Raw genomic sequence first — 22,235 nt, 5'->3', positions numbered from 1 at the left:
CGGTCTGCAGGATCAGCCCTTGACGAAGCTCAGCCGCACCGACCGCCGCGGATTGTCCCGGTTGAGGTCGACGAGCACCACGCTTTGCCAGGTGCCCAGCAGCGGTTCGCCGCCGGCCACCGGCACCGTCACCGACGGCGACACGATGGCCGGCAACACATGGTCGGCGCCGTGACCAGGCGAGCCGTGCGCGTGCCGGTAACGGTCGTCGCGCGGCAGTAACCGCTCGAGCGTGTCGACGAGATCGTCGTCGGAACCGGCGCCGGTCTCGATGATCGCCACCCCGGCCGTCGCGTGCGGGACGAACACATTGCACAGGCCGTCAGCGCGCGAAGAGCAGAACGAGCGCACCTCGTCCGTCAGGTCGACGATCCGGCGACGCGCGGTGTCCACATCCAGCACATCGGTATCCACGTCATCCAGGGTACGGCGATCGCAAGCGCGGCGAAGCCGGGCGCAGCGGGTCGACGTCGTCGAGCCCGGCTGGTATTTACGGAGCCGCCGATCCGCGGCAAAACCATTGCGACGCTTATCACATTGGAGGAAGGTGTTGATAGGACCGGTGGCGCCACCGGGGCGCTGCCCCCGAGCAAGGAGGGGTTGAATCGTGTACGCGCGCTCTACCACAATCCAGGCGCAACGGTCGTGCATCGACGCCGGCATTGCGCATATCCGCGACGTGGTCATGCCCGCTCTGCAGGACCTGGACGGGTGCATGGGACTGTCGCTGCTGGTCGACCGCGAGTCCGGCAGATGCATCGCCACCAGCTCGTGGGACTCGGAGAAAACAATGCACGCCAGCGGCGAGCAGGTCCGGCCGCTTCAGCAGCGCGCGGCGCAAGTGTTCGGCGGCGGCACCCCCACCGTCGACCGGTGGGAGATCGCGGTGCTGCACCGTGACCACCGCTCGGGGCGGGGCGCCGGCGTGCGCGCCACCTGGCTCAAGATCCGGCCCGAGCAGTTCGACAAGGCCATTGGGTTCTACCGGGAGTCGGTGCTGCCGGCGATCGAGGAACTCGAGGGTTTCTGCAGCGCCAGCCTGATGCTCGACCGCACGTCGTGCCGCGCCGTGTCCTCGTCGACGTTCGACAGCATGGAGGCGATGCGGCGCAGCGACGACCAGGCCCGCTCACTGCGCACCGGCATACTTCGCGACCTCGGCGCCGACCAGGTGGACGTCGGCGAGTTCGAGTTGGCGATCGCTCAGTTGCGGGTGCCCGAGCTGGTCTAGCTCTAGGGCAACGCGTCGCCGGGGAAGCCCCGGCAGGGGTGCACCTCGTAGGTGAACACCCCGGCCTGCACGCCGGGATCGTCGTGCATCACCGCGGTGGTCTCCTCGACGGTCCCGGTGAACACGCCGACGCCGCACACATCCGAGCCGTCGGTAACCGGCAACACCACGGCCAGCACGCCTTCGTGGCGAAGCGCGAAGTTGCGCCGACCGTGCTCCCAGATGATCGCCGGGGTGTCGTCGCCGCCGAAATCGGGCCCCCGCGTGAGGATGACGACGCTGTAGGTCTTGGCGGCCGGCAGCAGGGCGTTCATCTCGTCGTCGGTGAAGGTCTTCATCCGCTTCCCCTGTCGCCGTCGATCAGGGCGGCGCGCTGCAGCGTCGCCTGCGCCATCTTGACATGGGCGGCGTCGACGAGCACCCCGTTCACTCCCACCGCACCCAGGCCGTCGGCCTCGCCGTCGCGGTAGGCGGCGACGTTGCGTTCGGCCAGTGCGATCTCCTCGGCCGTCGGCGAATACACCTCGTTGGCGACCGGCACCTGGCTCGGGTGGATCGCCCATTTGCCGGTGTAACCGAGCAGCCCGGCGCGGCGGGCGTCACGCTCATAGCCCTCGAGGTCGCGGTAGTCCGGGTAGGGCGCGTCGATCGCGTCGATCCCGGCGATCCGCGCGGCGACGAGCACCTTGGTGCGGGCGTAGTGCCAGAAGTCGCCGGGGTAGTCGCCGAGTGGGACGAAGTTGGTGTCCACCCGCGCGCCCTGCGACAGCGAGTAGTCGCCGACGCCGAAGATCAGCGCGTCCAGCCTGCTGCTGGCGGCGGCGATCTCCTCCGCGTTGGCCAGCCCCTCGACCTCCTCGATCAGCACCTCCAGCCGGATCGGGCGCGGCCGCCCGAGCTTGGCTTCCAGCTGCGTCAGCAGCACGTCGACCCACCAGACGTCGCGGGCGGTGCGCACCTTGGGAACGATGATCGTGTCGAGGTTTTCGCGGGCCGCGGTGACCACGTCGATGATGTCGTCGTGGCACCAACGGGTGTCGAGGCCGTTGATCCGGATCGCCCGGACCGTGCGCCCCCAGTCGAGTTCGTTCAGTGCCGCAACGGCTTTGGCGCGCGCGGTCTCCTTGTGTGCGGGTGCGACGGCGTCCTCCAAGTCGAGGAACACCAGGTCGGCTTGCGACGAGGCGGCGTGGGCGAACATGTGGTCGTTGCTGGCGGGAACGGCAAGTTCCGAGCGGCGCAACAGCATTGGCAGGTCTCCTTGGCTACAGCACGCCGCGGGCGTGCAGGTCGTCGATATCGGTGGGTGTCAAGCCGAGTAGCTCGCCGTACACCTCGGTGTTGTGTTCGCCGAGCCGCGGACCGAGCTGCGCCACGCGGCCCGGCGTGTCGGAGAACCGCGGCACGGGCGCTTGCACGGTCATGGCGCCGAGTTCGTCGTCGCCGACTTTGACGAACACCTCACGGTGCGTCAGCTGGTCGTCGGCGACCAGGTCGGTGATGTCGTAAACGGGTGCGGCGGCGACGTTTTCGGCGTCGAGAATGGCCATCGCCTCGGCGAGCGTCTTGGTCGCCACCCAGTCGGCGACCACCTGGTCGACCTCGCGGGCCCGGGCCAGCCGCCGCTGCGGGTCGGCGAAGTCGGCGTCCTCGACCAGGTCGGCACGCCCGATCGCCCGAAACACCCTCAGCGCCAACGCCGGTGAGCTGCCCGACATCGCCAGCCAGCGGCCGTCGGCGGTGCGATAGGTGTTGCGCGGCGCGGAGATGTCCCAGCGGTTGCCACTCCGGTTCGGCACCAGCCCGAGCTGGTCGTAGCCGAGCAGCGTCTGCTCCAACAGCCGCGCCAACGGATCGATCAGGTTGACGTCGATCAATTGCCCTGGCGCGCCGTGCACGTCGCGGTGATAGAGCGCCAGCATCACCGCGTAGGCCGCGTTCAGCGACGCCACCCCGTCGGCCAGCATGAACGGCGGCAGGGTGGGCGGCCCGTCGGGTTGGCCGGTGATATGCGCGAAGCCGCTCATCGCCTCGCCGAGCGTGCCGAAGCCGGGCCGGTCGCTTTTCGGCCCGGACAGCCCGTAGCCGGTGATGTGCAGCATCACGATGCGGTCGTTGACGGCGCGCAGCGCGTCGTAGTCCAGCCCCCAGGACCGCAGCGTCGACGGCCGGGTGTTGGCGATCACGGCGTCCGCATGCTGAACGAGGCGACGCAGCAACGCCTGGCCTTCGGTGACACGCAGGTCGAGAGTGATCGCACGCTTGTTGCGCGACACCGACTTCCACATCAGCCCGACGCCGTCGCGCTGGTGTCCCCAGCTGCGGATCGGATCGCCGCTGCCCGGTTGCTCGACCTTGATGACGTCGGCGCCGAACTCGCCGAGGTAGGTGGCCGCCAGCGGCGCCGCCGCCAGCGTGGCCATGTCGAGAATCCGGATGCCGTCGAGCATCATGCGCTGACGCAGGCCGGCCGCGGCAGGCCCAGATGGTCGCGCAGGGTCACGCCGTCGTAGCCGGTGCGGAACAGGCCGCGCCGCTGCAACTCCGGGACCACCATGCGCACCACGTCCTCGAACGCCCCGGGCAAATGCGTTGCAGCCAAGACGAATCCGTCGCAGGCGCCGCCGTGGAACCACTCCTCCATCTGGTCGGCGACCTGCTGACCGGTGCCGACGAACCGCGGTCCCTGCAGCAGGGTGGCGCGGTGGCCGGCCAGGTCGCGCAGCGTGACAGCGTCGCCGATATGGGTGCGCAGGTTCTGCACCAGGCCACGAATGCCGGACACCGAGGCGATCAGCTCGTCGGTGATCGGGTCGTCTAGATTGTGTTGGGAGAAGTCATAGTTCATCAGCTCCGAGAGCAGAGTCAGCGACGCCATCGGGTGCACCAGGTCGTTGAGGAAGACCTGCTCGCGGTGCTTGGCGTGGTCCTCGGACTCCCCCACCACCGCGTAGGCCATCGGGCAGAGCTTGACCGTGTCGGGGTCGCGGCCGGCGGCGGCAATGCGCTCCTTCTGGTCGGCGTAGTGGCTGCGCGCCACCTCGATCCCGGGATCGCCGGTGAAGATCAAATCCGCCCAGCGCGAGGCGAATTCGCGTCCGCGCCCGGACGAGCCGGCCTGGATGATCACCGGCCGGCCCTGCGGGCCGCGCGGCACCGTCAGGGGGCCGCGCACGGAGAAGTACTCGCCGACGTGGCCGAGCTCGTGCACCTTGGCCGGGTCGGCGTAGCGACCGGCCGTGCGGTCGTGCAGCAGGGCGTCGTCCTCCCAGGTGTCCCAGAGGCCGACGACGGCGTCGAGGAATTCGTCGGCGCGGTCGTAGCGGGCGTCGTGGCCCAAATGTGCGTCGACGCCGAAGTTTTGGGCCTCGCTGTCGTTGACCGAGGTGACCACGTTCCACGCCGCGCGGCCCCCCGACAGGTGATCTAGGGTGGCGAACGTGCGCGCCACGTGAAACGGCGGGTAGTAGGTGGTGGAGGAGGTGGCGCCCAACCCGATGCGCGACGTGGCCTGCGCCAGCACGCCCAGCACGATCGACAGATCCAGCTTCACCGGCCGCGCGCCGTAGCGCACCGCGTCGGCGACCGAGCCGCCGTAGATGCCCGGCATCGCGAGCCGGTCGTCGAAGAACATCAGGTCGAAACAACCCTCTTCGAGTTGCCGGCCGATCTTGGCGTAGTAGGAGGCGTCGAGGTAGCCGTGCTCGGTGGCGGGGTGGCGCCACGAGCCCGCATAAACCGAGGTGTTGCCGGCTTGCATGAAGGCGACGAGGGCCATCTGTCGTGTGGTCATGGCTTGATGTCTAACATTTGATATATTAGATTTCAAGTGTTAGATGTCTGCATGGCTTAAAGTCGTGGTCATGCCCAGCATCGACATCGCCGGCACGGTGCGGGAGCGCGCCGCCCGCGAACTGCGCGACCGCATCCTGACCGGCGCGCTGCCCGCCGGCACCCGGCTCGACCTGGACGCCATCACCACCGAGTTCGCCACCAGCCGCACGCCGGTGCGGGAGGCGCTGCTCGAGTTGTCCTACGACGGGCTGGTGCGGGTGGCGCCCCGCAGCGGCATCACGGTGATCGGGATCAGCCCCGACGACGTGCTCGACAGCTTCACCATCCTGGGTGTGCTGACCGGTCAGGCCGCGGCATGGGCTGCGCAGCGGGTCACGCCCGACGGCATCGAGCGGCTGCGCGCGCTGGCCACCGATGTGGAATCGCACTCCGGCGAAGGCCGCATCGTCGACGCGAATTGGCGCTTTCACCGGGAGATCCATCGGGCGGCCCACTCGCAGCGGCTGATGGCGCAGATCCGGCAGGCCGTGCGGGTGGTGCCGTCGAACTTCCTGGCGGCCTTCCCCGAGCACGAGCACCACGCCCTAGAAGACCACCAGGCGCTCGTCGAGGCGCTCGCCGACCGCGACGCCGAGCGCGCGCGGGACATCGCCGAACGCCATGTGCTCGACGCCGGCCGCTCACTGGCCGACGCGCTGCAAAGCCGTTAGCGGCGCTTGCCGCGGATGATCGCCCGCAGCTTGTCCAGCCGGCCGGCGATTTCGCGTTCGGCGCCGCGGCCGGTCGGGTGGTAGTAGTCCACGCCGACCAGCTCGTCGGGCGGATATTGTTGTGCCACAATGCCATCCGGGTCGTCGTGGGAGTACCGGTAGCCCTGGGCGTTGCCCAGCGCGGCGGCACCCGAGTAGTGGCCGTCGCGCAGATGTACGGGCACCAGTCCGGCCTTGCCCGCTTTGATGTCGGCCATCGCCGCACCCAGCGCGGTGGTCACCGCGTTCGACTTGGGTGCGGTGGCCAGGTGCACGGTGGCGTGCGCGAGCGTGAGCTGCGCCTCGGGCATGCCGATCAGCTGCACGGTCTGCGCGGCGGCGACCGCGGTCTGCAGTGCGGTCGGATCGGCCATCCCGATGTCCTCGCTGGCGAGGATCATCAGCCGGCGGGCGACGAACCGCGGGTCCTCGCCGGCAACCAGCATCCGGGCCAGGTAGTGCAGTGCGGCGTCGACGTCGGAGCCGCGCACCGATTTGATGAACGCGCTGATCACGTCGTAGTGCTGGTCGCCGTCTCGGTCGTAGCGCACCGCCGCCTTGTCCAGCGACTGTTCGATGGTTTCGACGGCCACGCGGTCGCTGGCTTCGGCTGCTACCTCCAACGCGGTCAGGGCGCGGCGCGCGTCACCGGCAGCCAGCTGGACCAGGAGGTCGACGGCGTCGGGGTCGACCTGCACGCGCCCGGCCAGGCCGCGCGGGTCGTCGATCGCGCGCTGCACCACGGCGCGCACGTCGTCGCCGCTCAGCGGATGCAACTGCAGGATCAGCGAGCGCGACAGCAGCGGCGCCACCACCGAGAACGACGGATTTTCAGTGGTCGCCGCGACCAGCAGCACCACCCGGTTCTCCACCGCGGAGAGCAGCGCGTCCTGCTGGGTCTTGGAGAACCGGTGCACCTCGTCGATGAACAACACGGTCTGCTCGCCGTGTGCCGCGGCGCGGCGGGCCAGATCGATGACGGCCCGGACCTCCTTGACGCCGGCCGACAGCGCCGACAGCGCCTCGAACCGCCGGCCGGTGGCCTGTGAGATCAGCGCCGCCAGTGTGGTCTTGCCGCTGCCGGGCGGCCCGTAGAGGATGACCGACGCCACGCCGGAGCCCTCGACCAGGCGGCGCAGCGGCGAGCCGGGTTGCAGCAGGTGGTCCTGCCCGACCACCTCGTCGAGAGTGGCCGGGCGCATTCGCACCGCCAGCGGCGCCGCGGCCGACCCGCCCTGGGGGCGATCGGTGAGCCCGGCCGCGTCGGGGACGTCGAACAGACCGTCGGACACGGTTTCAGGCATACCACGGCGGCGCCGCTGAGAACCGCGCGCGGGCGAGCGACGGACGGCGCGTTTCCGGCGGCGCTGCCCAATACTTGCTAAGTTCTGCGAGCGCAGACTTCACGCCGACGAGGTAGGAGCGGGACATGAGCCAACCACCGGAGCAGTCCGGCAGCCCCACCGATCCGCAGCCCGGTGGCCCCGGTTATCCGCCACCCGGCTACCAGTCACCGCCGCCCCCGCCCGGCTACGGCCAGCCGCCCGGGCCCCCGCCCGGTTACGGTCCGCCGCCGGGACCGCCTCCGGGGTACGGTCCGCCGCCCGGGCCGCCTCCCGGCTACGGCGCACCGCCACCGCCGCCGCCGGGTTACGGCCCGCCCCCGGGATATGGCGGCGCGCCACCACCGCCGGGCTACCCGCAGCAACAGGGCTATCCGCCCCCGGGCTACCCGCCGACCGGCTACCCGTCGAGTCAGTTCAGTGTCGGTGACGCGCTCATCTGGGCCTGGAACAAGTTCGCCAAAAACCCACTGCCACTGATTGTTTCGTTCGTGGTTTATGGCGTGATCGGGGTGGTGTTGCACTACCTGGTGTTCGCCCTTCTGGGCGACACCTCCACCGGTAACGGAATGTTCTCCGCCAGTCTCGGAACCATCGGCACGATCGTGTTGGAGGTCGTCAGCTTCGTCTACGGCACGTTCGTGCAGGCGGCCACGTTGTCCGGAACGCTGGACATTGCCGACGGCCGGCCGGTGAGCATCGGCTCGTTCTTCAAGCCGCGCAACTTCGGCGTCGTGATCCTGGCGGCGCTGCTGGTCGGCGTGCTCACGGCAATCGGCTATCTGCTGTTCATCATCCCGGGCCTCATCTTCAGCTTCTTCGCCCTGTTCACGATCGCCTTCGCGACCGACCGGGGGCTGCCGGCATTCGAGGCGCTGAAGGCCAGCTTCAGGACGGTCAGGTCGAACATCGGCGGCGCGCTGCTGTCGTGGCTGGTGCAGTTCCTGGTCGTGCTGGTCGGCGCGCTGGTCTGCGGCGTCGGGCTCATCGTCGCGGCCCCGGTGGCGCTGCTCATCCAGACCTACACCTACCGCCGCCTCTCCGGCGGACAGGTGGCGCCGACGAGCTAAGAAGCCGTCACGAAGTCGATCAACTCCTCGACCCGGCCGATCAGGGCCGGGTCGAGGTCGTTCCAGTCCCGCACCCGGCCGCGGATGCGCCGCCACGCCGCGGCGGTGTCCGGCCGCCAGCCCAGCGCCTCGCACACCCCGCGCTTCCAGTCCACTCCGCGCGGAATCACCGGCCATGCTTGCAGCCCAAGGCGATTCGGCTTGACCGCCTGCCAGATGTCGACGAACGGGTGACCGACGACCAGCGTGTGCGCGCCGCCCGGCCCGCGTCGTACCGCGTCCGCCAGCCGGGCCTCCTTCGACCCAGGCACTAAGTGGTCGACTAGCACGCCGAGCCGCCGGCCCGGGCCCGGCCGGAACCGCTCGACCACGCCCACCAAGTCGTCGACGCCGCCGAGGTGCTCGACCACCACCCCCTCGACCCGCAGATCGTCGCCCCACACCTGCTCGACGAGCTCGGCGTCGTGGCGTCCCTCGACATAGATCCGGCTGGCCAGCGCCACCCGGGCGCGCTCCCCCGACACCGCCACCGAGCCCGACGCGGTGCGCTTCGGCGCCTCGGGGAGCGGGCGGCGCGGCTTCGTCAGAATCACCGGCCGGCCGTCGACGAGGTAGCCCGGCCCGATCGGGAACGGTTTGGTGCGGCCGTGGCGGTCCTCGAGTTCCATGCGGCCGTACTCGATTCGCACCACCGCGCCCACATAGCCGCTCTGGGCGTCTTCGAGGACCATGCCGAGCTCCACCGGCAGTTCCGTGGCGCGCGGGCGCCGGGATCGGTGCGGGTCATTGGCCAAAACGTCGGTTCCGTAGCGGTCGGTCACCCGAGCGATCCTAGGAACGGTCGCGGCCGAATCGCGGGTCGCCACACCGTCTACCAGACACGTGTACATCGACCGCATTTTCGTCAGAACCCTTGACAATACGACGGACTGTGTCCAAGGATTCGAGAGGTTGGCGGATCGCGGTCGCTACCAGGGGGTTGATTGCGATCCGTCAACTTCGGGGGTTCGCACGCCGAACTCGTGGGGAAGTCGGTGCGGAAGGGGGCATCGTCATGAAGCGCACGCGGCAGGCGGCTGCCCTTGTGACGGCCGGGGCCGCGGCGCTGGCCGGATGTTCGGGCAAGCCCACGGCCGATGCCAACGGCACCGGCCTCAGTGAGCCGGCAGCCGCCGGCACCGAGAGCACGAAAATCCCGACCCCGAGCGGTGAATTCGTTCTACACGGGGCGATCCTGCAGAAATACAACTCGGTCGGCGGGCCGAACAGTGCACTGGCGCGACCGACGGCCAGCGAGCGACCCGGCCCGGGCGACGGCCAGTACAGCACGTTCGACGGCGGCGCCATCTACTGGTCGCCCACCACGGGCGCCCACATCCTCTGGGGCGGGATCGGCAACACCTGGCTACAAAACGGCGGCGCGGGCGGGCAATTGGGCTACCCGACCAGCGACGAGCAACCGATTCCCGGTGGCAGCCAACAGCACTTCCAGCACGGGACCATCACGTACACCGACGGCCCACACATCACAATCAGCTAGCGATGCTGCGGTAAACCGTTGACTGCCTTGGCAATTCGACGGCCGGTTATCTGGGGGAAAGATGACGCAAAGTTCGTCCATCAACGGCGCGGCGCTGATGGGCGCCGATGAACTCAAAGAACAGATCAGTGACGGGCGCCTCGACATCGACGCGGTCGACGACGACGGCAGGACGCCGCTGCACCGCGCAATCGACCTCGGCGCCGAGGATCTCGCCGTATTCCTGGTGAGCGTCGGCGCAGACGTGAACCTGCCTGACCGGTGGGGCAACACCCCGCTGTGGCGAGCGGTGTACCACGCTCCGGGGACCGATGCGATCGTCGGGCTTCTCCTCGAGCGCGGTGCGGACCCGGCCGCGAAGAACAACCACGATGTCAGCCCGATCGACTTGGCGCACAAGATGACCGACGACGAAGAGACGGCCGGGCTGCTTCCCAAACTTCAAGCTGCGCTGAGCGCGGATGCATGACCGCGTCTGCCCAGAGCTGTTGCGCCAGACGCTGCTGAGCTACCTCACCCGCTCCAGCCACTCACTGACCACGGCCCAGCTGCGCGAACACACCGAAGAGCACTTTCGGCAACCGATCGTCATCGAGACGGTCTACCGCAGCCTCACCGTGCTCGAACGCCGGGGAGAGGTCAAGCGCCGCAACATATCCGGACGACACGCACATTGGGTGCGTAGCTAGCTACCCTAACCGGCTCTGCGGGAGCACAATCGAATTGTGGCCACGTGGGACGACGTTGTCGGCATCGTCGGGGAGCTGCCGCTCATCGAAGAGCGCTCACCACACGACTGGCGGGTCGGCAAGAAGCTGATTGCCTGGGAGCGGCCGCTGCGCAAATCCGATCGAGAAGCGTTGGCGGCGCAGGGAATTGAACCGCCCAGCGGCGACATCCTCGGTGTACGGGTGGCCGACGAGGGGGTCAAGTTCGCATTGATCGCCGAGGAGCCCGCTGTGTATTTCACCACCCCGCATTTCGACGGCTATCCGGCGGTGCTGGTCAAACTGGGCGAAATCGACGAGCTCGGGCTGCGCGAGGTGATCACCGAGGCTTGGCTGACGCAGGCGCCGAAACGCCTGGTCGAGGAGTTCCTCGGCGAGGCAACGTGATGACCGCTTCCAGGTCGTCCACGCACGTCGCAACGACCGCTGCAAGGATCACCGGCGCCACTCGCACCGCCTGCTTACCTCAATAGAGGGCACGTCGATACCGAAATCACCTCAGAAACATCACAAGCAACAGAAACAACAGTAGTTAACTACTACCTCAGTAAGTTGTTCTAATAACATTCATCACTTTGATAGCGATTGCATCATTTGCATCAATAACACTTCTATTAACTCATGACTACTCGAAACGCCGGGACACCATCAATCTCGCTAAATAAAAATTGACTCATCTGTTGACAGTTTTCACGATCATTTGTTACTGGTGTTAAATGGCACGATTTGGTGGAGCACTCAATGCAGAAACCTGGTGCAAGTCATTGGTGAAGGCGGCAATCGTCGTCGTCGCGATCTCCCTGGTCATCGACCCCACGACCGGGGTGGCATACGCCGACAGCGTCAACTGGGACGCCGTCGCCGAATGCGAGTCAGGCGGCAACTGGTCGGCCGACACCGGCAACGGGTTCTACGGCGGCCTGCAGTTCAAGCCATCGACCTGGGCCGAAAACGGCGGCGTCGGCTCACCGGCGAACGCCACCCGGGAGCAGCAGATCGCTGTGGCCGAACGCACCCTGGCCAATCAGGGACCCGAGGCGTGGCCGAAGTGCGGACCCGACCAAACACTGTTCCCGACGGAAGTGGTCAACATCCTGCGGTCCGGGCATCCGGTGCGCACCACGCTGCACAAGCTGTGGTCGAAGGCGATCCCGCACTAATTCGTCGGCTGCAACTCGAAAAGCGGGATGACCCGAGTGGTCTTCGCCTGGTAATCACCGAAACCCGGCGCCGCGGCGGTGATCTTGGGGAAAGCGGCGTCCCGTTCGGCGGGCGGCAATTCGCGGGCGATCACGTCGAAGGATTCGGTCCCGATCTCGACATGCGCCGCCGGGTTGGCGCGCAGATTGTGTACCCAGGCGGGATTGACGTCGGCGCCGGCGAAGGACCCGATGACGATCAGCTTGCCGTCGATGCGCAGGTAGGCCAATGGCGTAAGTCGCGGCTCCTCAACCCGCTTGGCAGCGAGTCCTATTCCGTCAGCACTGCCTGCGTCTGAGTGACCTGAGCGACCAACTTGCCGCGGTCGTCGGCGAGATTGGTTTGCGCGACGATCGTGGTCCGGCCAACGTGCAGCGGCTCGCTGATGGCGGTGACGGCACCCGAGCGTACGGCGCGGAAGAAGTTCGTCTTCGACTCGATTGTCGCGGTGCCGGCGCCCGGCGGCAGGTTGGCCACCGCGCAGATCGCGCCGATCGTGTCGGCGAAGGCCATCAGCGCTCCACCGTGCAGGATTCCGCCTGTCGTGCAGAGGTTCTCGGCCCAATTCATTGTCGCCGTCACCCGTTGCGGCGTGACCTCGCCGACCTCGATCCCGAGGGTCGCCGCCAATGGGATGGCCGAGGCGAGGTCACCGGGTTCCATTACTACCCTTGGGCGGCGGCACGACGTCGATGCCGGCTTCCTTGCGCTGCTGCGCGGTGATCGGCGCCGGCGCGTCGGTCAGCGGGTCGACGCCGCCGCCGGACTTCGGGAATGCGATCACCTCGCGGATGGAGTCGGCGCCGGCCAGCAGCGCGTTGGTCCGGTCCCAGCCAAATGCGATGCCGCCGTGCGGCGGCGCGCCAAACGTGAACGCCTCCAACAGGAATCCGAACTTCTCTTCTGCTTGCGCCTTGTCGAGGCCCATCACCGCGAACACCTTCTCCTGAATGTCACGGCGGTGGATACGAATTGAGCCGCCGCCGATTTCGTGTCCGTTGCAGACGATGTCGTAGGCGTCGGCCAGCACGGCCCCCGGGTCGGTCTCGATGCGCTCGGCGTACTCCGGTTTGGGCGCTGTGAACGCGTGGTGCACGGCGGTCCACGCACCGCCGCCGACGGTGACTTCACCGGCGGCCGTCGCCTCGTCGGCCGGCTCGAACAACGGCGGGTCGACCACCCAGACGAACGCCCAGGCGTTGGGGTCGATCATGTCGAGCCGCTTGGCGATCTCGTTGCGAGCCGCGCCCAGCAGCGCGCGCGACGGCTTCGGCAGACCTGCCGAGAAGAACACGCAGTCACCGGGTTTGGCGCCGACGTGGGCGGCCAAACCGGCGCGCTCGGCGTCGGACAGGTTCTTGGCGACGGGCCCGCCCAGCGTGCCGCCGTCGGCCACCAGCACGTAGGCCAGCCCCTTGTGCCCGCGCTGCTTGGCCCAGTCCTGCCAGCCGTCCAGCGTGCGCCGCGGTTGTGACGCCCCGCCCGGCATCACCACCGCGCCGACGTACGGTGCCTGGAACACCCGAAAAGGCGTGTCGGAGAAGAACTCCGTGCACTCCACCAGCTCCAGGCCGAAACGCATGTCGGGCTTGTCGGACCCGAATCGGCGCATGGCGTCGGCATAGGTGATCCGCGGAATCGGCCGGGGCAGCTCGTATCCGATCAGCGTCCACAGCGCGGCAAGGATTTCCTCGGAGACGGCGATGACGTCGTCGGCGTCGACGAAGCTCATCTCCATGTCGAGCTGGGTGAATTCCGGCTGGCGGTCGGCGCGGAAATCCTCGTCGCGGTAGCACCGGGCGATCTGGTAATAGCGCTCCATCCCGGCCACCATCAGCAGCTGCTTGAACAGCTGCGGGCTCTGCGGCAACGCGTAGAACGATCCGGGCTGCAGCCGCGCCGGCACCAGGAAGTCACGCGCGCCCTCCGGGGTGGAGCGGGTCATCGTCGGCGTCTCGATCTCGACGAAGTCGTGGCGTGCCAGCACTTCCCGCGCGGCGGCATTCACCTTGGAGCGCAACCGAATTGCCGCACCCGGGCCGTCGCGGCGCAGGTCGAGGTAGCGGTACTTGAGCCGGACCTCCTCGCCGGCGGGCTCGTCGAGCTGGAACGGCAGCGGCGCACACTCACCGAGAACGGTCAGCGACGTGGCGTTGAGTTCGATCTCACCCGTGGCGATTTCGGGGTTGGCGTTGCCCTCCGGGCGGATCTCGACGACACCTTCGACGGCGACGCAGAACTCGGCACGCAGCCGGTGCGCCTGCTCGAGCACGTCGGCCGTGCGGAACACCACCTGCGATACCCCCGACGCGTCGCGCAGGTCGATGAAGATCACCCCGCCGTGGTCGCGGCGGCGTGCCACCCAGCCGGCCAGCGTCACCTTCTGGCCGGCGTCGGCGGCGCGCAACGAACCTGCGGCGTGAGTGCGCAGCACGAATACTCCTCTGGAAATGGTGGGAACGACTGCCCAGTGTAGAGCGGGTAGTTTCGACGATCGTCATGCATATTGCCGTGGTAGGTCCCGGAGCGGTCGGTACGACGGTCGCTGCGCTGCTGCACGCCGCCGGTCACCGCGTGTTGTTGTGCGGGCGCACCGCGCGCGACCGGATCGAGCTGCGGCCCGACGAAGGCGATCCGATCGTGGTACCCGGGCCGGTCTGCACCGACCCCGGCGAGATCGACGCCCCGGTCGACGTGGTGGTACTGGCCGTCAAGGCCACCCAAAACGACCAGGCCGCCGGCTGGCTGTCCCCGCTGTGCGACGAGCACACGATCGTCGCGGTGCTGCAAAACGGCATCGAGCAGGTCGAGCAGGTGCAGCCGCACTGCCCGTCGTCGGCGGTGGTGCCCGGCATCGTCTGGTACAGCGCCGAGACCGAGCCCAACGGGTGGGTGCGGCTGCGCACCGAAGCCCGGCTGGTGCTGCCCACCGGACCGGCGGCGCAGACGGTCGCCGAGCTGCTGCGCGGCGCAGGCTGCATGGTGGACTGCGACCCCGACTTCACCACCGCGCTGTGGCGCAAACTGCTGGTCAACGCGCTGGCCGGGCTGATGGTGCTGACCGGACGGCGCTCGGGCATGTTCCGCCGCGACGACGTGGCCGCGATGTCGCGCGCTTATCTGGCCGAATGCCTGGCGGTGGCGCACGCCGAGGACGCCCACCTGAGCGAGCAAGTGGTCGACGAAATGGTCGAGATGTTCCGCCGCGCCCCCGCCGACATGGGCACCTCGATGCTTGCCGACCGCGAGGCCCGTCGCCCGCTGGAATGGGAAGTGCGCAACGGCGTGATCATCCGCAAGGCCCGCCGTCACGGCATCCCCACGCCGATCAGCGACATCCTGGTCCCGCTGCTGGCCGCCGCCAGCGACGGGCCGGGCTGACTTCGATCCCCTGCCCGATTCCACCCCAAGGAGTGCCCGTGCCGAAAATGTTTCCCTGCGAACGCGTCGACGCAAGCTTCACCGAGACCGCGCCGTATCGGTTCGCCAACAGCGTCGACCTGGCAATCACACCCGAGCAGCTCTTCGAAGTCCTCGCCGACGCCGAATCGTGGCCACGCTGGGCATCGGTGATCACCAAGGTGACCTGGACCAGCCCCGAGCCGCGCGGCGTGGGCACCACCCGCATCGTGCACATGCGAGGCGGCATCGTCGGCGACGAGGAGTACTTGGTCTGGGAACCGTTCACCCGCATGGCTTTTCGGTTCAACGAATGCTCGACGCGCAGCCTTGGCGCGTTCGCCGAGGACTACCGCGTCGAACCGACACGCGCAGGCTGTCGGCTGACCTGGACCATGGCGATCAAGCCGCTCGGTGTGGCGCGGCTGGGTCTGTTCCTGGGCCGCCCGGTCATGAACTGGATGCTGCGGCGGTTCCTGGCCAACCTGCGCAGCTACACCAACGCTCGCTTCGCCGCAACCACGGGCAAGCCGGACCGCGCTGTGGAAAGCTGAAGCAAGCCCCCACCGAGATGCAACGGAGCGCGCGATGACCTTCAACGAGGGTATGCAGATCGACACCAGCACCACCTCGTCGTCGGGCGGTGGCGGTCGCGGGATTGCGATCGGCGGCGGCCTGGGCGGACTAGTGATCGTCGTGGTGGCCATGCTGCTCGGTGTCGACCCCGGCAACGTGCTCAGCCAGCAAACGGTGAACACCCGCGAGGATGTGGCGCCGGGGTTCGATCTGAACAAATGCCGGACCGGCTCCGACGCCAACAAGTACGTGCAGTGCCGCGTGGTGGCCACCGGCAACTCCGTCGACGGCGTCTGGAAACAGCTGATGCGCGGCTACACCCGCCCGCGGGTGCGGTTGTTCAGCGGACAGGTCGGCACCGGCTGCGGATCGGCCACCAGCGAGGTGGGGCCGTTCTACTGCCCGGTGGACCAGACCGCCTACTTCGACACCGACTTCTTCCAGGTGCTCGTCGACCAATTCGGTTCCAGCGGTGGGCCATTGGCGCAGGAGTACGTGGTGGCTCACGAGTTCGGCCACCACGTCCAGAATCTGCAGGGCAACCTCGGCCGCGCCCAGCAGGGCGCGCAAGGCGCCGGCGGCAACGGTGTGCGCACCGAGCTGCAGGCCGACTGCTACGCCGGTGTGTGGGCGCACTACGCGTCGATCACCAAGCAGGAGAGCACCGGCGTGCCGTACCTGGAACCGTTGAGCGACAAAGACATTCAGGACGCTCTGTCGGCGGCGGCATCGGTGGGCGACGACCGCATCCAGCGGCAGGCAACCGGGCGCACGAACCCGGAGTCGTGGACGCATGGGTCGTCCGAGCAGCGCCAGCACTGGTTCACGGTCGGCTACCAGACCGGCGACCCCAACCAGTGCGACACCTTCCGCGGCGCGCTGGGATAGCCCCCGCTAGAACAGCGTCGGCTGCAGGGGTGCGGCGGCCACCTGAGCCGGCTCAGCGGGGCGGCGCCGATCACCGCCCAGCCGGTACTTCGCGATCAGCGGTGCCGCACGGGCCTGCAGCTCGTCGCGGTAGTGCGGCGGCAAATAGGCACCGCGGCGGTACAACTCGCGATACCGGGCGACCAGCTCCGGGTGAGTGCGCGCCAGCCACGACATGAACCAGCCCCGCGTCGAACCGCGCAGGTGCAGTCCCATCACCGTGACCCCAGTGGCTCCCGCCGCAGCGGTCTGGCCCAGCAGGTCGTCGAGGTGCTCGACCGAGTCGGTCAGGTGCGGCAGCACCGGCGCCACCATCACGTGACAGTCCAGACCGGCGTCGCGGATCGCGGTGATCAGTCCCAGCCGGGCTTGCGGACTGGGCGTCCCGGGTTCGACGTCCCGGTGCAACTCGGGATCGCCGACCGCCAGCGAGATAGCCACCCGCACCGGCACCTGTGCGGCGGCCCCGGCGATCAGCGGCAGGTCGCGGCGCAACAGCGTGCCCTTGGTCAGGATCGACAGCGGGGTACCCGAATCGGCGAGCGCCCCGATGATGCCGGGCATCAACGCATAACGCCCCTCGGCGCGCTGGTAGGGGTCGGTGTTGGTGCCCAGCGCGACGGTCTCGCGCCGCCAGGATTTGCGGTGCAGCTCACGGCGCAACACGTCGACGACGTTGGTCTTGACAACGATCTGGGTGTCGAAATCGTTGCCGCAGTTCAACTCCAGGTACTCGTGGCTGGGACGGGCGAAGCAATAGCGGCACGCGTGCGAGCAGCCCCGGTAGGCATTGACGGTGTAGTGAAACGGCAATGCGGACGCGTCCGGGACCTTGTTCAGCGCCGACTTGCACAGCACCTCGTGAAACGTGATCCCGTCGAAGTGCGGTGTGCGCACGCTGCGGACGAACCCGATGCGCTCTAGGCCAGGCAGCGCACCGTCGTCGACGGCGATCCCTTGCTGGTCCCACCGCATACATCAATTCGAACGGATGTTCGGATAGAAGTCAAGCGTTGGCGAGTAACTCCCGCAACTTGGCTCGCCCGTCGTCATCGAGTGCCAACAGCGGCCGTCGCGGATTTCCGACACCGGCGCCGAGCAGTTCCAGGCCAGCCTTGACGGTGGTGGCCAACCCGCCCGCGACGATGAACTCCAGCAGCGGCTTGAGCTCGTCGTAGATCTTCTGCGCCTTGTCGGGATCGCCCGCGCGCACCGCGTCGTACAGGTCGATGCAGGGCTGCGGCCGCAAACATGGTGCGGCAGTACACCATCCAGAAGCCCCGGCCCGCAGCGCGTCCAGCACCAACGGGTTGCTGCCATTGTAGAAGGGCAGCTCGCCCCCGCTGAGCTTGTCGATGCGTTGCATGCGCGACAGGTCGCCGGTGGACTCCTTGACCATGGTCAGGTTGTCGATCGTCTCGAACATCTTCACCAGCAGCTCCGGGCTCATGTCGATGCCACTGGTGGCCGGGTTGTTGTACGCCATGATCGGAATCCCGATCGATTCGCCGATGCTGGTGTAGTGCGCCACGATCTCGCGTTCGGTGAGCTTCCAGTAGGACACCGGCAGGATCATCACGGCGTCGGCGCCGGCCTTCTCGGCGTATTGCGCGCGCCGAATTGTGTTGGCGGTGGTCAGATCCGACACGCCGACTACGACAGGCACCCGGCTGTCGACGGCCGCAATCGTGGTGTCGACGACGGTGTCGAACTCGGATTCGTCGAGGTAGGCCAGTTCGCCGGTGCTGCCGAGCGGGGCGATCGCGTGCACACCGGAACCCACCAGTCGATCCACGAGCGTGGACAGCGCGGCGGCGTCGATGGCGTCGCTGGCGTCGAACGGGGTGACCGGGTAGGCGATGATGCCGTGAATGTCGGGCACTGCAGGCTCCTCAGCTGGTCAAGACGTCGGGGTGGCGGGCCAGCGCGCGGCGGGCATAGTAGGCGAAATTCGCCCGGCTGCGTTCGGGTCTCAGCGTCCAGTCGTGCGCCTCGCGGGCCAGTTTCTCCGGAAGTTCCTTGATGGTGCCGGCGGCCATAGCGGCCAGTTGCAGTTTGGCCGCCCGCTCGATGAGCACCGCCAGCGAGCAGGCCTCCTCGATGCTGGCGCCGGCCACCACCTGGCCGTGGTGCGCCAGCAGGATTGCCTTCTTGTCGCCGAGGGCGGCGCTGATGATCTCGCCCTCCTCGTTGCCGACGGGAACTCCCGGCCAGTCGGCCAGGAACGCGCAGTCATCGTAGAGCGGGGTGGTGTCCATCTGTGACACCACCAGCGGTACCTCGAGCATGGCCAGCGCCGCACAGTGGAACGCGTGGGTGTGCACGATGCAGGCCACATCGGGCCGCGCGCGGTAGATCCAGCTGTGAAAACGGTTGGCGGGGTTAGCCATTCCGTCGCCGTCGAGCACGGTGAGGTCCTCGTCGACCAGCAACAGGTTGGCGTCGGTGATCTCGTCGAACCCCAGCCCCAGCCGCTGGGTGTAGTAGGTGCCGGGCTCTTCGGCCCGCGCGGTGATCTGTCCTGCCAGCCCCGAGTCGTGGCCGGCGTCGAACAGCGCCCGGCACGTCAACGCCAGCTTCTGGCGGGTGGTCAATCCCGACTCGCCGACGTTGGCGGCCAGCGCGTCCTGCGCGCGCTGCATCAAGTCGGCCTTGGAATCAGTGAACGTGGTGGCCATATCTGCCAGGCTACTCAGCTGCCGAGTGTGCGGTTGCGTCACGGGTTTGCCGCGTGGTGCGTGCATCAAGCCCACACTCGGCGACCGGGTCCGGTAAGAAACAGGAGTGAGCGAAGAACCCGGCGGCATCAGCCGACGAACGGTGTTGACGACGGGCACGGCCGCGATCCTCGGTGTGGGAGTGGGCGGTGCCGCGGCCACGCTGCTGCAGTCACGGGGTCCCGCGCTGTGGACGCAGCCGGATCGCAGCGGCGCGCCGCCGGTGGGCGGTTTGCATCTGCAATTCGGCAAGCACGCCTCTCGCGAGGTGGTGGTGTCGTGGCACACCACCGACCCGGTGCACAACCCGCGGGTGATGGTCGGCACCCCGACGTCGGGCTTCGGCCGCACCGTGCCGGCCCAGACCCGTACCTATCGGGATGCCAAGTCGCGCACCGAGGTTCGCGTCAACCACGCCGTGCTGGACAACCTGGCACCCGACACCGAGTACGTGTACGCGGCCGTGCACGACGGCACCGGCCCGGAGCTCGGCACGATGCGCACCGCTCCGTCGGGCCGGAAGCCGTTGTCGTTCACCAGCTTCGGCGACCAGGCCACCCCGACGCTCGGCAGGCGGATGGGCAACAGCTATACCAGCGACAACCTCGGCTCGCCGGCCGCCGGCGACACCACCGCCGCGATCGAACGCATCGGTCCGCTGTTCCACCTCGTGAACGGCGACCTGTGTTACGCCAACCTGGCCACGGACCGGGTTCGCAGCTGGTCGGACTGGTTCGAGAACAACACCCGCTCGACACGCTACCGGCCGTGGATGCCGGCGGTGGGCAATCACGAAAACGAGCTGGGCAACGGCCCGGTCGGCTTCGCGGCGTATCAGGCGTTCTTCGCGTTGCCCGACTCGGGAGCCGACGCCGAGCTGCGCGGGCTGTGGTATTCGTTCACCGCCGGATCGGTGCGGGTGATCAGCCTGTCCAACGACGACGTCTGCTTCCAGGACGGCGGAAACTTCTATGTGCACGGCTATTCCGGTGGGGCGCAACGTCGTTGGCTGGAAAACGAACTCGCCGACGCGCGCCGGGACTCGGACGTCGACTGGGTGGTGGTGTGCATGCACCAGACGGCGATCTCGACCGCCGACCGGACCAACGGCGCCGACCTCGGAATCCGCCAGCAATGGCTGCCGCTGTTCGACCGCTACGGAGTCGATTTGGTGGTGTGCGGCCACGAGCACCATTACGAACGCTCACACCCAGTGCGCGGCACAGTGGACAACGAGACCCACACACCGATTACCGTCGACACCCGCGCCGACGTGATAGACACCAGCAAGGGAACCGTGCACGTGGTGATCGGCGGCGGCGGCACGTCGGCGCCGTCGAACACGATGTTCTTCCCGCACCCGCGCTGCCGGGTGCTGACCGGCGTCGACGGATTCGACCCGGCGCGCGGCCGCAAGGCGCCGATCTACGTGACCGAGGACGCGCCCTGGTCGGCGTTTCGCGACCGCGACAATCCGTACGGCTTCGTGGCATTCGACGTCGACCCGGGATCGCCGGGCGGCAATACGTCGATCACGGCGACCCACTATGCGGTGACCGGGCCGTTCGGCGCGATGACGGTGGTGGAGAAGTTCGTGCTCACCAAGCCCCGCGGTGGCTCGTGACCAGCGATGGTAATGTCATTTCCGCTTTAGACGAATGACACTCTCGAGAGGCGTCGCATGCCGACAGAATCAGTGGCCCAGTTCGCCGAGCGCGCCCGGGCGTGGCTGGCCGACAACATGCCGCGCATCGACCCGGACAACCCGCCGTTCGCCGACCGCGGCGAGGAAGCGTCGTGGCAGCGGGCCCGTGAATTGCAGCGCCGGCTCTACGACGGCGGATTCGCCGGGATCTGTTTCCCCCGCGAGTATGGCGGGCTGGGGCTGGACATCGAGTATCAGAAGGCGTTCGACGTCGAATGCCTCGGCTATGAAATGCCGCTGATCCTCAACACGCCGACCTTCACGATCTGCTGCGCCACCATTCTCGACACGGCCAGCGAAGAGCAGAAGCGCCAACACATTTCGGCGGCGCTGCGCGGCGACGAGGTGCTCGTCCAGCTGCTCTCCGAACCCAGCGGCGGCTCGGATCTGGCCGGGGTGATCACCCGCGCCGAGCGCCGCGACGGCAAATGGATCGTCAACGGCGCCAAGACGTGGAGCACCGGCGCGTTCGCCGCCGACTACGGGCTGCTGCTGGCGCGCACCAATTGGGACGTGCCCAAACACGACGGCCTGACGATGTTTCTGGCGCGCATCGACAGCCCGGGGATCACGTTGCGCCGCATCACCCAGGTGAACGGGTCGACGGAGTTCTGCGAGGAGTTCTTCGACAACCTCGAACTGAGCGACGACGACGTGGTCGGCGAGGTCGACCGGGGCTGGGACGTGGCGTCACGACAGCTCTACCACGAGCGACGCGCGGTCGGCGGCGGCTCGGAGTTCGCCAGCGGGACCGGCAGCGAAAACGCCCAGGACCACCCGCCCGACTACGTCGCGCTGGCCCGGGCGATCGGGCGCGACTCCGAGCATGTTCGCGATGCGGCGGGCCGGGCGCTGGTGCACCGTGCGGTGCGCGATCAGCTGATCGATCACGTCTACCGCGGCGTGCTGGACGGCTCGCTGCCGGCGTCGGCCGGTTCGCTGATCCGGCTCTTCCACGCCGAGGCCATCGAACTCGAGGTCGACACCGCTTTGAAGATCGCGGGTACCGCAGGTGTCGTCGGAGAGCTGCTCGGTGTGGGCGAGCGCTATCTGTCCCGGCAGACCGCGGCGCTGGGCGGCGGCAGCACCGAGATGGCGCGCAACGTGATCGGCGAACGGGTGCTGGGCTTTCCCCGCGAATACGCCGCCGATCGCGGGGTGCCGTTCAACCAGGTCAAGCACAGCCGAACCTGAGCCCCACCCCTTTGGCGCGAGTGTGAATCCTTGGCGCCGAAAGTGAACGTAGGGCGGCATT

At 68.1% G+C, this 22,235-nt stretch carries 25 protein-coding genes and 1 pseudogene; 13 read left to right on the top strand and 13 right to left on the bottom strand.

What is annotated here, in order from left to right:
* Positions 1-12 precede the first annotated feature (12 nt).
* Entirely contained in the window at positions 13-402 is a 390-nt protein-coding gene (locus MFM001_RS12235) for a secondary thiamine-phosphate synthase enzyme YjbQ (protein ID WP_192886936.1), read from the bottom strand.
* A gap of 205 nt (positions 403-607) precedes the next feature.
* Between MFM001_RS12235 and MFM001_RS12230 the strand changes: the two genes are divergently transcribed.
* On the top strand, positions 608-1,231 hold the full coding sequence (locus MFM001_RS12230) for a hypothetical protein (protein ID WP_116375543.1): 624 nt from the start codon (positions 608-610) through the stop codon (positions 1,229-1,231).
* Between the two features lie 2 nt (positions 1,232-1,233).
* Here MFM001_RS12230 and MFM001_RS12225 read toward each other — a convergent pair whose 3' ends face one another.
* The 4 genes from MFM001_RS12225 to MFM001_RS12210 are packed head-to-tail and all read right to left on the bottom strand — an operon-like array spanning position 1,234 to position 5,024.
* Entirely contained in the window at positions 1,234-1,569 is a 336-nt protein-coding gene (locus tag MFM001_RS12225) for a hypothetical protein (RefSeq protein ID WP_116375542.1), read from the bottom strand.
* Complete coding sequence (locus tag MFM001_RS12220) at positions 1,566-2,486, bottom strand: CoA ester lyase (RefSeq protein WP_116375541.1); 921 nt, start codon at positions 2,484-2,486, stop codon at positions 1,566-1,568. Before MFM001_RS12220 ends, MFM001_RS12225 begins: the two co-directional genes overlap by 4 nt.
* Before the next feature lie 10 nt (positions 2,487-2,496).
* On the bottom strand, positions 2,497-3,681 hold the full coding sequence (locus MFM001_RS12215; RefSeq protein WP_116375772.1) for a CaiB/BaiF CoA-transferase family protein: 1,185 nt from the start codon (positions 3,679-3,681) through the stop codon (positions 2,497-2,499).
* The gene (locus MFM001_RS12210; protein WP_116375540.1) at positions 3,681-5,024 is read right to left on the bottom strand and encodes an LLM class flavin-dependent oxidoreductase; all 1,344 of its coding nucleotides are present in this window, start codon (positions 5,022-5,024) and stop codon (positions 3,681-3,683) included. The genes MFM001_RS12215 and MFM001_RS12210 overlap by 1 nt, the downstream gene beginning before the upstream one ends.
* 70 nt (positions 5,025-5,094) lie before the next feature.
* Between MFM001_RS12210 and MFM001_RS12205 the strand changes: the two genes are divergently transcribed.
* Entirely contained in the window at positions 5,095-5,736 is a 642-nt protein-coding gene (locus MFM001_RS12205) for a GntR family transcriptional regulator (RefSeq protein WP_116375771.1), read from the top strand.
* On the opposite strand, the gene MFM001_RS12200 is transcribed toward MFM001_RS12205, so the two are convergent.
* Positions 5,733-7,079: a replication-associated recombination protein A gene (locus tag MFM001_RS12200; protein WP_116375539.1), complete on the bottom strand. Its 1,347-nt coding sequence runs from the start codon at positions 7,077-7,079 to the stop codon at positions 5,733-5,735. The genes MFM001_RS12205 and MFM001_RS12200 overlap by 4 nt on opposite strands.
* 125 nt (positions 7,080-7,204) lie before the next feature.
* Here MFM001_RS12200 and MFM001_RS12195 point away from each other — a divergent pair, with 125 nt between their 5' ends.
* Positions 7,205-8,188 (top strand): hypothetical protein, encoded by a 984-nt coding sequence (locus tag MFM001_RS12195; protein ID WP_116375538.1) that lies wholly within the window; start codon positions 7,205-7,207, stop codon positions 8,186-8,188.
* Here MFM001_RS12195 and MFM001_RS12190 read toward each other — a convergent pair.
* Entirely contained in the window at positions 8,185-9,009 is an 825-nt protein-coding gene (locus MFM001_RS12190; protein WP_116375770.1) for a DUF3097 domain-containing protein, read from the bottom strand. The two genes, MFM001_RS12195 and MFM001_RS12190, sit on opposite strands and share 4 nt — an antisense overlap.
* Before the next feature lie 233 nt (positions 9,010-9,242).
* On the opposite strand from MFM001_RS12190, the gene MFM001_RS12185 reads away from it, so the two are divergent.
* The 5 genes from MFM001_RS12185 to MFM001_RS12165 all read left to right on the top strand — a co-directional run bounded on the left by MFM001_RS12185 (position 9,243) and on the right by MFM001_RS12165 (position 11,616).
* Entirely contained in the window at positions 9,243-9,728 is a 486-nt protein-coding gene (locus MFM001_RS12185) for an LGFP repeat-containing protein (protein WP_116375537.1), read from the top strand.
* Positions 9,729-9,789: 61 nt separating this feature from the next.
* Positions 9,790-10,197 carry an ankyrin repeat domain-containing protein gene (locus MFM001_RS12180; protein WP_116375536.1) on the top strand — a complete coding sequence of 136 codons (408 nt, stop codon included), beginning with the start codon at positions 9,790-9,792 and terminating at the stop codon, positions 10,195-10,197.
* A complete protein-coding gene (locus tag MFM001_RS12175) occupies positions 10,190-10,417 on the top strand; it encodes a transcriptional repressor (protein ID WP_116375535.1) in 228 nt (75 codons plus the stop codon). Before MFM001_RS12180 ends, MFM001_RS12175 begins: the two co-directional genes overlap by 8 nt.
* A 36-nt stretch (positions 10,418-10,453) precedes the next feature.
* Positions 10,454-10,843, top strand: coding sequence for an MmcQ/YjbR family DNA-binding protein (locus MFM001_RS12170; protein WP_116375534.1), 390 nt, complete (start codon positions 10,454-10,456; stop codon positions 10,841-10,843).
* Between the two features lie 329 nt (positions 10,844-11,172).
* Entirely contained in the window at positions 11,173-11,616 is a 444-nt protein-coding gene (locus MFM001_RS12165; RefSeq protein ID WP_116375533.1) for a transglycosylase family protein, read from the top strand.
* Here MFM001_RS12165 and MFM001_RS12160 read toward each other — a convergent pair.
* From MFM001_RS12160 to aspS, 3 genes and pseudogenes are all read right to left on the bottom strand, one after another.
* Positions 11,613-11,903, bottom strand: a pseudogene (locus MFM001_RS12160) (nitroreductase/quinone reductase family protein); the annotation flags it as partial. The gene MFM001_RS12165 and the pseudogene MFM001_RS12160 sit on opposite strands and share 4 nt — an antisense overlap.
* A gap of 23 nt (positions 11,904-11,926) precedes the next feature.
* Positions 11,927-12,319, bottom strand: coding sequence for a PaaI family thioesterase (locus MFM001_RS12155; protein ID WP_116375532.1), 393 nt, complete (start codon positions 12,317-12,319; stop codon positions 11,927-11,929).
* Entirely contained in the window at positions 12,306-14,108 is a 1,803-nt protein-coding gene (gene aspS / locus MFM001_RS12150) for an aspartate--tRNA ligase (RefSeq protein ID WP_192886935.1), read from the bottom strand. Before aspS ends, MFM001_RS12155 begins: the two co-directional genes overlap by 14 nt.
* Before the next feature lie 47 nt (positions 14,109-14,155).
* On the opposite strand from aspS, the gene MFM001_RS12145 reads away from it, so the two are divergent.
* From MFM001_RS12145 to MFM001_RS12135, 3 genes are read left to right on the top strand one after another with little or no spacing between them, the layout of a single operon-like run.
* Positions 14,156-15,037 (top strand): oxidoreductase, encoded by an 882-nt coding sequence (locus MFM001_RS12145; protein WP_116375530.1) that lies wholly within the window; start codon positions 14,156-14,158, stop codon positions 15,035-15,037.
* Between the two features lie 47 nt (positions 15,038-15,084).
* Positions 15,085-15,609 (top strand): SRPBCC family protein, encoded by a 525-nt coding sequence (locus tag MFM001_RS12140; protein ID WP_116375768.1) that lies wholly within the window; start codon positions 15,085-15,087, stop codon positions 15,607-15,609.
* Positions 15,610-15,643: 34 nt separating this feature from the next.
* Positions 15,644-16,519 (top strand): neutral zinc metallopeptidase, encoded by an 876-nt coding sequence (locus MFM001_RS12135; RefSeq protein WP_116375529.1) that lies wholly within the window; start codon positions 15,644-15,646, stop codon positions 16,517-16,519.
* 6 nt (positions 16,520-16,525) lie between these two features.
* Here MFM001_RS12135 and MFM001_RS12130 read toward each other — a convergent pair whose 3' ends face one another.
* From MFM001_RS12130 to MFM001_RS12120, 3 genes are read right to left on the bottom strand one after another with little or no spacing between them, the layout of a single operon-like run.
* The gene (locus tag MFM001_RS12130) at positions 16,526-17,533 is read right to left on the bottom strand and encodes an Rv2578c family radical SAM protein (RefSeq protein WP_116375528.1); all 1,008 of its coding nucleotides are present in this window, start codon (positions 17,531-17,533) and stop codon (positions 16,526-16,528) included.
* Between the two features lie 31 nt (positions 17,534-17,564).
* Positions 17,565-18,440, bottom strand: a complete 876-nt coding sequence (locus tag MFM001_RS12125) for a dihydrodipicolinate synthase family protein (RefSeq protein ID WP_116375527.1) — start codon at positions 18,438-18,440, stop codon at positions 17,565-17,567.
* 10 nt (positions 18,441-18,450) lie between these two features.
* Positions 18,451-19,236 (bottom strand): aldolase, encoded by a 786-nt coding sequence (locus MFM001_RS12120; protein WP_116375526.1) that lies wholly within the window; start codon positions 19,234-19,236, stop codon positions 18,451-18,453.
* A 106-nt stretch (positions 19,237-19,342) separates the two neighbouring features.
* Between MFM001_RS12120 and MFM001_RS12115 the strand changes: the two genes are divergently transcribed.
* Positions 19,343-20,899: a metallophosphoesterase family protein gene (locus MFM001_RS12115; RefSeq protein ID WP_116375525.1), complete on the top strand. Its 1,557-nt coding sequence runs from the start codon at positions 19,343-19,345 to the stop codon at positions 20,897-20,899.
* 57 nt (positions 20,900-20,956) lie between these two features.
* Positions 20,957-22,174, top strand: a complete 1,218-nt coding sequence (locus MFM001_RS12110; RefSeq protein WP_116375524.1) for an acyl-CoA dehydrogenase family protein — start codon at positions 20,957-20,959, stop codon at positions 22,172-22,174.
* The last annotated feature ends 61 nt before the right edge of the window (positions 22,175-22,235 follow it).

It is taken from the genome of Mycobacterium sp. MFM001 (assembly GCF_003402475.1).
In the GTDB taxonomy this organism is placed as follows: domain Bacteria; phylum Actinomycetota; class Actinomycetes; order Mycobacteriales; family Mycobacteriaceae; genus Mycobacterium.
This window is presented reverse-complemented; position numbering and strand designations above follow the sequence as displayed.